This window comes from Saccharothrix sp. CCNWYY140 (assembly GCF_037401995.1).
Taxonomy (GTDB): Bacteria; Actinomycetota; Actinomycetes; order Mycobacteriales; family Pseudonocardiaceae; genus Actinosynnema.
The window spans coordinates 105,390-118,790 of record NZ_JBBEGC010000006.1 but is presented as its reverse complement, the minus strand read 5'-3'; the positions used below and the strand labels follow the sequence as shown (position 1 = coordinate 118,790).

At 65.9% G+C, this 13,401-nt stretch carries 8 protein-coding genes; 1 reads left to right on the top strand and 7 read right to left on the bottom strand.

Features of this window, described 5'->3' with window-relative positions; translation table 11 throughout:
- Positions 1–137 precede the first annotated feature (137 nt).
- Together WBN91_RS05735 and WBN91_RS05730 are read right to left on the bottom strand one after the other, a co-directional pair.
- Positions 138–518 (bottom strand): hypothetical protein, encoded by a 381-nt coding sequence (locus tag WBN91_RS05735; protein ID WP_337722372.1) that lies wholly within the window; start codon positions 516–518, stop codon positions 138–140.
- 373 nt (positions 519–891) lie between these two features.
- A complete protein-coding gene (locus WBN91_RS05730; RefSeq protein ID WP_337722373.1) occupies positions 892–3,168 on the bottom strand; it encodes a hypothetical protein in 2,277 nt (758 codons plus the stop codon).
- Positions 3,169–3,515: 347 nt separating this feature from the next.
- Between WBN91_RS05730 and WBN91_RS05725 the strand changes: the two genes are divergently transcribed.
- The gene (locus WBN91_RS05725; RefSeq protein WP_337722374.1) at positions 3,516–4,484 is read left to right on the top strand and encodes a hypothetical protein; all 969 of its coding nucleotides are present in this window, start codon (positions 3,516–3,518) and stop codon (positions 4,482–4,484) included.
- A gap of 210 nt (positions 4,485–4,694) precedes the next feature.
- Here WBN91_RS05725 and WBN91_RS05720 read toward each other — a convergent pair whose 3' ends face one another.
- The 5 genes from WBN91_RS05720 to WBN91_RS05700 all read right to left on the bottom strand — a co-directional run bounded on the left by WBN91_RS05720 (position 4,695) and on the right by WBN91_RS05700 (position 13,391).
- Positions 4,695–6,272: a recombinase family protein gene (locus tag WBN91_RS05720; protein WP_337722375.1), complete on the bottom strand. Its 1,578-nt coding sequence runs from the start codon at positions 6,270–6,272 to the stop codon at positions 4,695–4,697.
- A gap of 450 nt (positions 6,273–6,722) precedes the next feature.
- Complete coding sequence (locus WBN91_RS05715; RefSeq protein ID WP_337722376.1) at positions 6,723–8,408, bottom strand: 3-ketosteroid-delta-1-dehydrogenase; 1,686 nt, start codon at positions 8,406–8,408, stop codon at positions 6,723–6,725.
- On the bottom strand, positions 8,405–9,838 hold the full coding sequence (locus tag WBN91_RS05710; RefSeq protein ID WP_337722377.1) for an NAD-dependent epimerase/dehydratase family protein: 1,434 nt from the start codon (positions 9,836–9,838) through the stop codon (positions 8,405–8,407). Before WBN91_RS05710 ends, WBN91_RS05715 begins: the two co-directional genes overlap by 4 nt.
- 8 nt (positions 9,839–9,846) lie before the next feature.
- Entirely contained in the window at positions 9,847–12,510 is a 2,664-nt protein-coding gene (locus WBN91_RS05705; protein ID WP_337722378.1) for a family 78 glycoside hydrolase catalytic domain, read from the bottom strand.
- The gene (locus WBN91_RS05700; protein WP_337722379.1) at positions 12,507–13,391 is read right to left on the bottom strand and encodes an alpha/beta hydrolase; all 885 of its coding nucleotides are present in this window, start codon (positions 13,389–13,391) and stop codon (positions 12,507–12,509) included. Before WBN91_RS05700 ends, WBN91_RS05705 begins: the two co-directional genes overlap by 4 nt.
- Between the last annotated feature and the right edge of the window lie 10 nt (positions 13,392–13,401).

Genomic DNA, 13,401 nt, shown 5'->3' with positions numbered 1-13,401 from the left:
TCACTCCACCAGCGGAAACGCACGATCGGGACGGCGGGACAGGTCTTCACGATCCTGTCCCGGACGCGCCAAACGGCTGTGGGCCGCACACCACGAGGGTGTGCGGCCCACAGCCGTCCCATCGACCAGCCGAGGCTCTACGCCAACAGCTTCTTCAACACCAGGTCCGGCGTGATCCACACGAGCTGCCCGGTGACGTCCGTGGAGTCGGCGTAGGCACCCAACAGCTCCTCAGCCCGTCCGATCGAACTCCGAGCACTGCCGTCCGCCGCAACGACCTCCGACCAGCCGTCGAACGCCAACCCGAACAGCGCCACTCGCGCCGACTCGGGCTTTCCGGCGTCCTGCTCCACCAAGGCGAACAGGTCCGGCGCGCTCCCGAGCACCACCTCCACCACCGCCGGGTCGTACGTGACCGGACTCCGCAACCCCGCTTCTCGCCACTCCAGCCCGGTCCGCTGCTCCCGCTCTCCACCACCGGCCTCGACCACAGCCGTCGTACCCAACGCTTCCGTCACGTCTCCTCCAACCGATGCCGACCACGAGACGGCAACTCCTCTAGCGCGCTCCGAAGCTCCTCACGCGCCCAAGCAGCCGCCTCAGCGCTCTCCGCGCACTGACGCACATACCGGCGGCCTAGAACCGCGATGTACAGCAGAGGCAACACGAGCCACAACAGGAATAAGACGACTCCGCCCGTATCCGTGCTCAATGCATTCCACATGGACCTCACTGTCCCCGCTAGTTCGGCGCGATATGTACTGTCAGATTCGCTCTCGTGGCTGGAGGCCGGGAACGACTTGCGACCGACATATAGCGTCCTCCGTGTGACATGCGACCCCGTCATGGAAACCGCAAGGGTCATATGCCGCTGGAAGGCTTTCGAGCCTTCTATTTGTTGGGCTGGCCGACTTCCTTTGCAGCCTTCGCCTGGAATGACTGATCACGTTGCGACACCGAGGGCCGTGTTGGATAGCCTTCGTACATCTCGACGAAGGGCGACTCGACCCTCCGCGTGAAGCGAAGAACTTCGGTTCCGCCCGCGATCCGCGCAACCGGCATCACGTATTGAGGATCGTAGACAGAGGGCATTCGCAGCCATGAATGGTTCGACGGTGTATGGATTGTGTACTTGTATCCACGCTTATGTGCCAGGACAAAAGATTGTCGAGACATCGAGTCGCCACTGAAGCTCGAGAGGGTATAGGTGATCCGTACGAATCCGTCAGCTTCGAGTAGTGCCAGACTGTCCCTAATCTGCTCGATTCCACTTCGCAGACGGTCTAGATCTGTTCGCGATAGTCTTGGATGTAGAAGTCCGCTCCGAAGCTCGGAGGGGTCAGCTGACACTAGCATCTTGCTTGCCTGTCGCAAACGATCAAGTATCAGTTCTTGTGCTTCTCCCGCTAGGTCCAAGAACGGGATGGTGTGCTTGAACGGAAAGTTCTGAAGGCGTTGACTGGTCGCCCACCTCGGATACTGTTCAAGCTGCCGCTCGTAGTTCTCTGCGTGTGCCTGCATGTCACTCAAGATCACCGAAAGTCGCTCGTAGCCTCTAGACACCGCATAGAGCGTGGGTGGATCGCTATAGATGACTCGGCGCTCTGCCGGATCGTCGGCGGAGGCCGCGTTGAGGCTCAGTAGAGCAGTACGGCCATCGGCGATCGTGCGATAACTGTACGGGTTTGGCGCCGCGAAGTGATCAGTGGTCAGAGCCCATGTGGTAAATGAGACACTATCGCGCAGCACTTCTTCGAGCTTTACAAAGTAGTTCGCGCAAAGCCCTCTCAGTTCTTCGTAGAACTCGTCAGTCGGATCGGCATCGTTTTGTCGGAGCGCAAGCATGATCTTGTCATGCAAAGCGAATATTTCCGCATTGGAGTCGGGGAATGTATCGACTGGAAACCCTAGTTTCCACATCATCGTGTCAACTAGCTCTTCATCGTGCTTGGGGAAAGCCTCATTGAACGGAAGGTATTCGCTGGCGACCACAACGTTGCTTCTCCTGGCCAGTGCCAGCCGCTCAACTACTTCTCGGGGATCTTCTGACTGCATGTGCCTCTGGAGTTTGCGATCGACGGTCTCGCCGGGTCGCGCACGAAGTTGCCACAGCAGTTCGTGTCGGTCCGCCTCATTACCGAGGTCATACATTTTCTCGATAAGTTGTCGAAGTTGTAGAGGTGCGATCGACGAACTGTCAGACTGGAATCGAACTCCGAACTGGTTCAGTTCTGCGTAGAGATGGAACGGGCCGAATACGGTCCCACGGTTTACGACCGCCGTTCTGATTTCACCTTCAGGTACGACGATATCGCCGCTATGGACTAGCTCGTCCAGTGCGGATATGAGATAGGCATTGTCGCTGAGGCAAGCCAATTGTAGTACCTCGGCCCGCCCTAGGTTCGCGACCATGTCGTTGCTCTTGCCTTGACGTATACCCAGTTGATTGGTTGCGGTTCTAAGTCCGGTGTCGCCACGGTCCAAGAGCCACGCGACTACTTGCTTAAGTTCCCTGTCGGTGAGGGCGTCGCCCATAAGCGTAATAATCGCATCGCCGCGCCACTCACCTTCGGTGCGATTTGCGGTCCTAAGTGAGTCGAAAAAATTCATCCACGGATCGATTGAAGCGCCGTCACGTTCGAGTTGCTGCGCCATCTTACTGCGATGTTCATTGATCGGCGCTTCGTAGCTCGTCTCGAGCGCAATGTCGTGGACAGTCTTGCAAGAGTGATCTACGCAGTGCTGAAGCGGAATGAACCGGGTTGGCACAATCGATCGATTGCTGTGACTCTTGAGGATGCCGAACGGTCCAGAGACGTAGTCAGCTACTTGGAATACGCCTTGAGGAGTGCCGTTGAGAAGTTCAAAAGTTTCTTTCCCGGTAAGCGCAAACTTCTCCTCTTCGAAGAGGTCGCTAAACTTGTCGTAGAGGGTGCGGCCGTACCGGAAGGCAAGGCGGATTTCACCGCGCTTCACCTGGTTGTGGATCGCGTTGTGCAGTGCGTCGATGTCGGTCCGCTCGATATCCAGCAATGGCTGAGGGGCGAGCATTTCAAGCAGGCATAGAAGCCGCGATTCAGGGAAAGGAACCCCCTGCTTGCGCAATCGCTCCGCGACTCGGTCACCATATTTCGTAAGGACGATCGGAGTGTGGAGTCCGTCTGGCACACGGTAACTGCTGCTAATGATGCAACTTCCGAGGAATGTTCTGAGAGCGTAAAGGCGGAGCAATTTTCGTCGATCCTCGACAGTTGAGTAAAGCCTGGCGAGCTCGCTTGTCGAAATCTGAGCCATATCGACCATCCTTAACCGTGCGCCTGAGGCATTATCGCTCGGGTGGTCATCTACGTTTCAGTCGCCGATGATCTGTCACCCGTGTGGCCTAGTGGGACCGGCTCGATGGTCATGTCCGATAGCTTAGGTGTACCTACCGGAATTGGCGTTGGACTGCTCGCCGTGGCAAGCACTTTCGAGTTTTGATCTGTGTTGATTGACTCGAACTGTAAACTACTTACGTGACCGAAAAACAAGGCGATTCTGCGAATCCTGACACCGGGGCGTTGTTGTCGGGCGCCGAACTTTTGGCCCTTATTGCAAGGTTTCCCCGAACGACTCTTCATCCTCGAATTCCGTCCGGCCGTAAGTACCCACGATTCAATGTAGAGGCCATAAAGGAGCTTTTGGATAAGCTGGGAGAGCCCTGGCAGGAGCAGAGATACAGTCATGAACTGTCCAGATATCGAGCCTCGGTTCGACTGGCGTTTGTTTCGTCTATCGTCACCGCCTTGCTGCTTTATTTACTTTCCTTAAAGTGGGACTTGCAAGTTGACGCCGACGCGGAAGAATATTATGAGCGGATCGTCCTGACATTATTAGTCGTCATCCCGGTTATCGCCTGGCGGCTCCGCTCGGGACGTACACGACGTCGATTTTTTACCTCTATAGGTTGGGCTATTTCGGCAATTGATGCAGCACGTCGTCAGGAAAATTATGGTTGGTTTAGATTCAAACCCCTACACGAAGGCGGTCTCGCGGAAACGTTGAACGCCACAGGCAGGGCAGCCAAGTTCCTATTTACGTCGCTACAGAGGAGTCGCTTAACCTGGCAGGGTCCGCCGACCGTGGCCGAGCGTGCCATCCGTCTGACCCGGCCTTTAATCGACATCGAGTTAATCGATGAATTAGATGTTTCCCATGGTGGTGACTTTACCAAGCGTTTGATGTTGCAATTCTTCCTTCAAGATGTGGCGGCGGTAGTTGCGCTCCGCCGTGAAGATTTAATACCACGCGTAAGGGATCTGTATATTGAATTGCCGCGCCGCCCGTCGGACGACGATGAGCCAAGAAAGAGAGACGTCAGGTTCCTGGATCCCATGAATGAGCGCAGTCGCTGGGACGTGATAAAGGATTACATCATTCCGCTTTCGTCGTGGCTAAGTTTAACGGTAGCTATCGGTGCGCTGATTTTGTCGATCATGAAGTAGCTTCTAGATCGGATCGATGGAGCCGCGGATTGAATAGCTGGACACGACAAGCGGCAACCAGTGTCTATTATTCAAAATATGTTAATGCCAAACGGAGAGAGTTGCAACTCTAACCTTCGCAATTTCAATTTATCCTAGACCTGTCAGCTGTGTGGATAGTGCGCAAGTCGCTCCTCGGACACATAATTTGCCCCGCGAGATATTTCCAGGTCACCTGGGATGCTCGTGGGGCGTTGTGTTTCCTAGTGTCACTTCGAGCCTACCTGGTGAGCGCTGCTCGTAGGGTGTCTGGCGGTGCGCGGGTAGGAGCAAGGGGCGGCGTCCGGCTCGTACCACGACCTGCCGATCGCGGTCGTGGAGGTGCTCGCCCGTACGCGGACGCGGGTATTCGGCTTGCCGGGCTCGGGTGGTGCGGAGGGCGCCGTGAAACGCTGCCTGCCGATGTTGGCGCCGGGACGCTGTGGTGCGGATCGGTCGCCGGAGAGGCTGGTGCGGGCGGCGAGGTCTGGAAGTCGGTGCATCGACCTGACCTGTGGTCGCGTCGGGCTGATCCGCCGCAGAGGCCGTCGCGCCGCTCAAGGCCAGCAGGAGTTGTTCGCCTGGCTGTCCACGATGTCCGGTCCCAGGTACGCCGTGGACCGGTTGCGGCGGCGGGCGCCTGCGTGGTGTACGCGCCCGGGTCATGGTGCTGCGGCCGAGGAGCGTGACCGTGGTGGCGTCGCATCGGAAGGCGAGGTCGAGTTCGTCGACCAGGCGTACGGTCTGGTCCGGGTCTGGGTTGTCGGCGATGCCCACTGCGGTGAGGTGTGCGGCGATGCGAGTCAGCAGGTGGTCCTCGCGCAGATAGAGATTGCGCGGCGCGTCGTCCGGTCGGGTGCGGGCGCTGGTGTGGCCGTGGCGGCAGCGATAGGCGGCACGCCCGTGGGAACGGTGCGAGTCCATCTTCCGGCCGCACAACCCGCAGCTGAGTCGGCCCGCCAACAAGTGGTGGACGGGATCAGCGGCGGTCGAGCGTGCGCTGTGCCTGGCGGCCCGGATGGTCTGGGCGGTGACGAAGTCCTGCTCGGACACCAGTGGGGTGTGGGAGATGCGGGTGGAGATCGCCCGGGCGTGCTGGTCGTTGCGGACGCTGGTGCGTCGTCCGCTGGGCGAGCGGGTGGCGCGGTCGGCGCTGGTGCGGTTCCACACCTGGTGGCTGGTGTAGCGGGGGTTGCCCAGGATCTCCGTCACGGTGCGCAGCGACCAGCCGGGATCGACTCGATGCGGGTTGTGATCCGGGGTCGCGTGCGATGGGCTGGGCACGCCCTGCTCGTTGAGCCGGCGGGCGATGCCCGCGGCGCTGTGTCCGGCCAGGCGTAAGGAGAAGATCAGCTGCACCACGGGTGCGGTCGTCGCGTCCGGCACGAGCCGCTGTTGCCGCACCCCGCGTCGCGCCAGCGCCCGGTTCGGGTGTGGTCCGGCGTCGACGAGCCGGTAGCCGTACGGTGGACGGCCGCCAAGGTAGCGTCCTTGCTCGACGGTCTGCATGCGCATGGCGGTGACGACCCGGTGCCGGGAGCGCAGCACCTCGGTGAGCGAGCGCTTGCCGAGCATGCCCAGCAGTGCTTGGTGTGTGGGGTTGTCGAAGTCCACGGGCCCCTCGGCTTCGGGCAGCCACAGCTGCACCCCGTACTGCTCCAGCACCGTCTGCACTGCCCGCACTTGGCCAGCGTCGAGGAACGCGCGCTCGTATTCGCCGACGACCACCGCGTCGATCCGGTCGGCGTTGGCTGCGATGTAGCGCAGCATCGCCGCGGCGCGGGGGCCGCAGATGCCACGGCACCTGCCGGGAGCATTCGATCTCGAAGTACTCGCCCGCGATTGCCCCGTGTTCTCGGGTGAGTCTGCGGGCGATGTCCAGTTGCCACGCCCGGGAGGTGCGTGGTCCTGGTGTTCGTGAGTGGAGGCGCGACCGTAGAACAAGAACCGCAGGCTCCCGACGGTTGTGGCGTTCATCGCCGCGGTGTTTGGCGGGACGGTGGCGGTGATCCACTCGGCGAGTGTGGTGGGGCGGCGGACGCCGTCATGGCGTGGTCCTCGACGTAGGAACGGTTGGGCGCCGGGGTGACGAGGCGCCCGCACCGTGATGACGAGAGATTCCGCGGACTCGCCTGGACGGAGTAGTTCGAGCAGCGGGGGGATGCCGGTGGCGTCGTGGAGGTGGGAGGACGCGCGGGTGGTCGTTCCGGGAGGACCCGATCACCGCGAGGGGAGTGAGGCGGCGTGCTGGGCCGCGAGGTGGCCGAACACCAGGCCCTGGCCGATGGTGGCGCCGGCGCCGGGGTAGGTGGGGCCGAACGCGTTGGCGGCGGTGTTGCCGATCGCGTAGAGGCCTTCGATCGGACTGCCGTTCGGACGCAGGGCGCGGGCCGAGCCGTCCGCCGTGATGCCACCGCAGGTGCCCAGATCGGACAGCACGACGCGCACGGCGTGCAGCGGCCCCCGGTCCAGTGGCCGCAGGTTCGGGTTGGGGGTCACCGTGGGGTCGCCGTAGTAGCGGTCGTAGGCGCTGCGCCCGCGTCCGAAATCGTGGTCGACACCGGATTCGGCCAGCTCGGAGAACCGCCTGAACGTCGCGGTGAACCGCTCTGGTGGCAGTCCGGTGGCGCGTGCCAGGTCGCTCGGCGTGGTGGCGCGGTGGGCAATGTCCGCGTCGTACCAGGCACGGGGCAGCGGCATGCGGGGGAACACCGTGCCCGCGAACACGTAGCTGTCGCGGTAGCGGCGGTCGAACACCAGCCACATCGCACCCACCGGGTCGCCGGCCTTCTCGCGGGCGAGGACCCGCTGCCCGAACGACATGTAGTCGGTGGCCTCGTTGACGAACCGGCGGCCGGCCGAGTCGACCATGAACGAGCCGGGTAGGGACCGTTCGGCCAGCAGCACCTGGGGTGTCGAGCCCGGCAGCGGGGCGACCGCGGGGAACCACCACGCCTGGTCCATCAGCGCGGTACCGGCACCGACCTCCCGCGCGGCGCTGATGGCGTCACCGGTGTTGCCCTCGGCGCCCAGGCTCCAGCCGACCTCCAGCGACGGCGACTGGTGGTCGTGGCGCCAGTCCGCGCGGTGGTCGAACCCGCCCGCGGCGAGTACGACACCACGCCGGGCGGTCACGGTGACCTCCCGGTCGCCCTGCCGCAGCACCGCACCGGTGACCCGGTCGCCGGAAGTGGTCAGGCGCACCAGTGACGTGTCCGTCCACACCGGCACCCCCGCGCGCAGCACGCCGGCGAACAGCCCGGCGGCCAACGCCTGACCACCCGCCACGTACTCCCTGCGCAGCAGAAGACCGCCCAAGCCCTGCACGACACGGCGCGCGATGCGCGGCACCGCCCTGCGGGGCACCCGGGCCATGAGGTTCATCCACCGGTAGTCCGCCCCGGTGACCGGCATCGGCACCGGAGCGGAGAGCACACCCGGCCGCAACCGCCGGCGTTCCGACCTGAGCACCGAGGCGTCGAAAGGACGGCACTCGCAACTGCGCCCGGTCGCGCTCCCGCCGGGCCGCTCCGGGTGGTAGTCCGCGTAGCCCTCGGCCCAGGAGAACCGCATCGGCGTCGTGCGCAGCAACATCTCCACGGTGGCCGGACCGTGCTCCAGGAAGGCACGCCACCGCTCTTCCGGGACGGAGTCGCCCACCAGGTCGCGCAGGTACTCGGCCGCGCTTTCCACGGTGTCACCCGAACCCGCCGCTCGCAGAGCGGGGTTGCCGGGGATCCAGAACGCGCCGCCCGAACGCGCGGTCGACCCGCCGACGTGGGAGGTCTTCTCGACCACGAGAACGCTCTGCCCGGCCTCCCGGGCGCTCAACGCGGCGGCCAGACCGGTGCCGGATCCCACCACCACCAGGTCCACGGTCGTGTCGTGCGCCGTGGGTGTCGTCATCGTTCCTCCGGTTCGAGTTGGGCGAGGAAGGCGTTGTGCTCGGCCTGTCGGGCGTAGCCGGCGACGTCCTTGACGCACTCGGGGCACCAGTGCCCCGCGGTGAGGACCAGGCGGGGGCTGCCGGTGAACTCGTGGCCGAACGCGCACCGCCACGACAGCGGGGTGGCGATGTCGCCCTTCACCACGTCGGCGGAGAGCAGGGCTCCCCCGCGGAACGCGGCGACGTCGCGGTAGTCCGCCGCCGTCCACCGGGTGGGGTCCTTGTCCTCGTCGTAGCCGTGGTCGAGGTAGGAGGGCGTGCGGTCCGGCTCGACGGGTGTGAAGGTGTCCCAGCCGCCGATGGCCTCGAACCGCGCGCGGGAGCCGTAGTACGCCGCGATCGCGTCCTCGTCCCGGGCGCGGACGTAGGCCATCGTGCCCCGTGGCTTGCGGGTCAGCGGCTTCATGACGAAGTGCTTCACCACCCACGCCGGTATCCGACCCGCCATCGTCAACGAGGGGTTGGCGCGCAGTGCCCGGTCGAGGGCGGCGTCGAAGGTGTCACCGCGGAACGGGACCAGCTTCTCGAGCCGGTCGGAGTCGGTGTACCACTGGCCGTGGAAGTTGCGGGTGGCGAACCAGTTCCGGTCGTACCAGCGCCTCGGGTCGTCGACACCGAGCGCCGCGCCGATGCGCTCCTGGAGCTGCCAGTTGGTCAGCCGCCACGCCTCGCCGCCGCCGATGTTGTGGATGCCGCCCCAGAACTCCTCGGGCACGTCGGGCTCGCAGACGTTGGCCAGCAGCCGGGCGGCGTCCTCGACCGACACCCATTCCATGACGCCGCCGAGCGTGGAGTGCGTCATGATCGGGTCGCGGATCTGGAGCATCCCGGGGTGGAAGATGCCGGTTTGGCGCAGCCACGCCCACCGGGGCAGGCCGGAGTCGACGAGTTCCTTCTCCGCGATGACCTTGGTCTGCCCGTATTCGTCGTAGCGGGAGACGCGCAGCGGGTCGCCGACGCGGCCCCAGTGGTGGGGTGGGTTGCGGTCGCCGGTCTGCGCGACCGAGCCGATGCCGACGACCGCGGTGCGGGCGGGGTCGGGTTGGGCACGCACGGCACGGACGATGTTGCGGATGCTGCCCACGTTGACCCGGTGGGCCAGTTCCGGGCGGTCGTCGGCGAACGGCGACACCACCGCGCCGACGTGCAGCACGAAGTCCGCGCCGCGCACGCAGCGTTCGACCACGTCGTAGTCGGTGAGGTCGCCGTGGACGACCTCGAGGTTCTCCATGTCCGCGTAGCGGCGGACCACCTCGGTGTCCCGCCTGCCGGGCAGGACCAGTGCCACGACGTCCACGCGGTCGGCCCGTTCGCGGAACTCGTCGAGGACCGCGCGGCCCCAGTTGCCCGTGGCGCCGGTGAGGAAGACACGGGTCCGCTTGTTTCGCACGTACGACCTCACTTCGTCGAGACGGGGTTGGTGTCGAGCGGCACACGGATGTCGCAGCTGTCCACGTGCGCGCCGGGGCCGGCGGTGTGGGTTCGGCCGTCGGGCATCGTCACGGTCGCGGTTGTGCCGGGCGGGACGGTGACGGACAGGTGGAAGCGGCCGTCCGTGATGTGCCAGCGTGTGGTGATTCGCCCGTGCACGGAGTGGAATTCGGCCTCTGCCCAGGTCAGTCCGCCACCTGGCTGGGGGTGTACCTCGAAGTGGCGGTACCCCGGTGAGTCCTGGCGCAGCCGGATACCCGCGGTGTAGCGGTGCAGGAAGGAGATGACCGCGCCCTTGCTGTAGTGGTTGAGGGAGGCGTGCGGGGTGCCGTGCTCGTCGAGGCCGTCCCAGTGCTCCCAGATCGTCGTCGCGCCGCGGTCGATCATGGTCAGCCACGACGGTGCGGTGTCCTGGAACAGCAACTCGTAGGCCACGTCCAGGTGTCCGGTGTCCGCGAGGACGGGCAGCAGGTCGGGCGTGGCCAGGAATCCGGTGCCCAGGTGGGTGTCCGCGGCGCGGATCAGCCCGACGAGCCGGTCCGCCGTGGGCGCGCGCAGATCGTCGGGCACGAGGCCGAAAGCCAATGCCCGTACGTACGTGGCCTGGGTGTTCGGGATCAACGAGCCATCGGTGGCGATGAACTCCCTGCGCCAGGCGTCGAGCGTGTTCGCCGCGAGGAGCGCGTACCGGGCGGCGTCGTGGTGGTGTCCGGTGAGGACGCAGGTCCTGGCGAGCAGCGTGGCCGAGCGGTACAGGTACGCGGTGGCCACCGCGCCGTGGTCGGCGGTGCGGAAGGCCTCTTCGTCGACGTCCGGCTCACACCACTCGCCCCAGTGGAAACCGCCGTCCCACACGAATTCGTGGTGTGGCGCCCAGGTCGCGCGGCTGGGGTGGCTTCGGGTGCGGGCGCGTTCGGCGGCGAAGTCGACCCAGCGGGTCATCATCGGGCGGAACTCGTCGAGCACGTCGAGGTCGTCGTAGGCCAGGTACAGCTCCCACGGCACGATCACCGACGCGTCGCCCCAACCGGAGGACCCGGCGAACTGGTCCAGCACCGCGGCCGGCAGGTGCTGGACGGCGCGTCCGCCCGGGTCGGGCGCGAAGTTGGTCAGGCAGCCGTCGTCCCACTGGTCCACCGCGAGGTCCCGCAGCCACTTGATCGAGAACCCCGCCACGTCGTAGAGGAACGCGGCGGTGGGCACGTACAGCATCCAGTCGCCGGTCCAGCCGGCCCGTTCGCGTTGCGGGCAGTCGGTCGGGATGTCGCAGGCGTTGTCGCGGAAGCTCCACACCGCGGCCTCGTGCAGCTTGTCGATCCGTTCGTCGCTGCACCGGAACCGGCCGGTGCGGCGGAGGTCGGTGTGCACGACCACGCCTCGCACGTCGTCGGGTGTCAGCGGACGGGACGCGCCTGCCACGCTTGCGTACTGGAAACCGTGCGTGGTGTGCCGCGGTTCGAACACCTCGTCCGGCCGGCCGCCGGAGGTCACCTGGTCGACCTGGCCCGCGGAGAGCGGTTCGCGGGTCTGCCAGTCGACGCCGCGCAGGTGGTCGACGGTCAGTTCGCCATCCGGGCCAAGTGCCTCGCCGTGGGCCAGCACGAGGTGGTCGCCCGGGGGGACGTCCAGCCGGAGCCATCCGTTGATGTTCTGCCCGAGGTCGACGACCTGCCGTCCCGACGGCAGCCGGGTGACCGACACCGGTGCCAGTTCCTCGATCCGCCGCACCGGTGGGGCCGGTGAGGCGGTGAGCCGGGCGAAGTCGTCGTAGAGTCCGCCGCTGACGACGGTGGCCCCGGACCACGAGGCATCCCGGTGACCGGGAGTGGACCAGGCCGGCATCGCCTGTCGCAGGTCCGCTGTCTGGCCGTCCATCGGATCGGCCGTGATCCACGCCGGTGTGGTCGTCCACGACGAATCGGTACCCAGCACGGTCGTGGACCCGTCCGCGTGCACGAGGTGCAACTGGCACAGCAGCGCCGTGCGGTCGCCGAACGAGTTCGGGATTCGCATCGCGCCGGTGCGCCCGCGGAACCAGCCGTCGGACACGATGGCGCCCACGGTGTTCTCGCCCGCGCGGAGCAGGTCGGTGACGTCGTAGGTCTGGACGTGCAACACGTCCCGGTACGCGGTGTACCCGGGTGTCAGCTCCTGGTCGCCGACGCGCTCGCCGTTGAGGAACGCTTCGTAGATGCCGTGTGCGGTGGCGTACAGGCGGGCGCTGACGACGGGCTGTGCTACCGCGAAGTCCCGCCGGAACAGGTGTGCGGGCCGGTGCCCGGGCTCGGGCAGGTCGTCTTCGCGGGGTTCGACCCAGGCGGCCGTCCAGTCGCCGGCGGCGAGCCCGGTCTCCCAGAACGCGGGTTCCGACCAGTCGCTCTCGCCGAGGTCGGTCCACACCTTGACCCGCCAGGTCACCCGCCGGCCCGAACCGGGCTCGGGGCCGGTGTAGCGCACCAGGACGTGCTGATCGCCGTCCACCCGTCCGGAATCCCAGTCGTCGGTGCGGATCCGGTACGCCGACTGCTCGGCCGAACCGGCGGGCAGCCACCAGGACAACCGCGGCGCGGCGACGTCGGTGCCCAGCGGGTTGTCCAGGTGTTCGGCACGCAAGCGGGTGGGTGCGGTCACTGGTGGATCCCTTCCGCCACGCGGTTCACGAACGACGCGATGCGGGTCGCCGCCTCGGTCGCTTCGGGGAGGAACCCCGCGGTGATCTGCCAGCCGTGGAACATGTGCGGCCACACGTCGAGTTCGACGTGGACGCCCGCGCGGGCGGCGTTGGCGGCCAGGGTGAGGGAGTCGTCGAGCAGGCGTTCGGCGCTGGAGGCCTGGATCAGCAGCGGTGGCAGTCCACGCAGGTCGGCGAGCACCGGCGAGACCAGCGGGTCGTCGGCGGGGTGGCCACCCAGGTAGTCGACCCGCATCTGTGGTCCGAGATGTGCCTTGAGGACGTACTCGGTCTCGGCGCGCTCGACCCAACTGCCGGTGTGGAAACGTTCCTCGCGCAGGTCGAACACCCCCGAGAGCAACACACCGGCCCGCGCCTGCTCACGGCGTCGCAGCAGGACGGCCGCGGCCAGGTTGGCGCCCGCGGATTCGCCGACCACCACCACGTCGGACGCCAGTGTCGTGGCGTGGTCGAAGGCGTGGAGGCAGTCGTCGAGCGCGGCCGGGTACCGGTTCTCGGGGGCCGGCCGGTATTCGGGCAGGAGCACGCGGGCCCGCGTACCCAAGGCCAAGTGCGCGGCGAGCGGGCGGAGCACCGCCGCGTTGCCGGAGCGGAACCCGCCGCCGTGCACGAGCATGATCACCAGGTCGTCGCGCGGCTGGTGCGGGGTCATCAGGTGCGAACCGGGACGCAGAGCGGGCCGAGGTTCGTCGACCACGCCGGGGACACCGGGGTAGCGCGCGCCGAGATCGGCCATGTCGGCGCGCTCGGCGGCCAGGTCGGCCGGCTCGGCGGCGTCGCGCATCCAGTCGACCACCTGGTGGAAAGCGTTGCTGGGCATGACCTTCCTC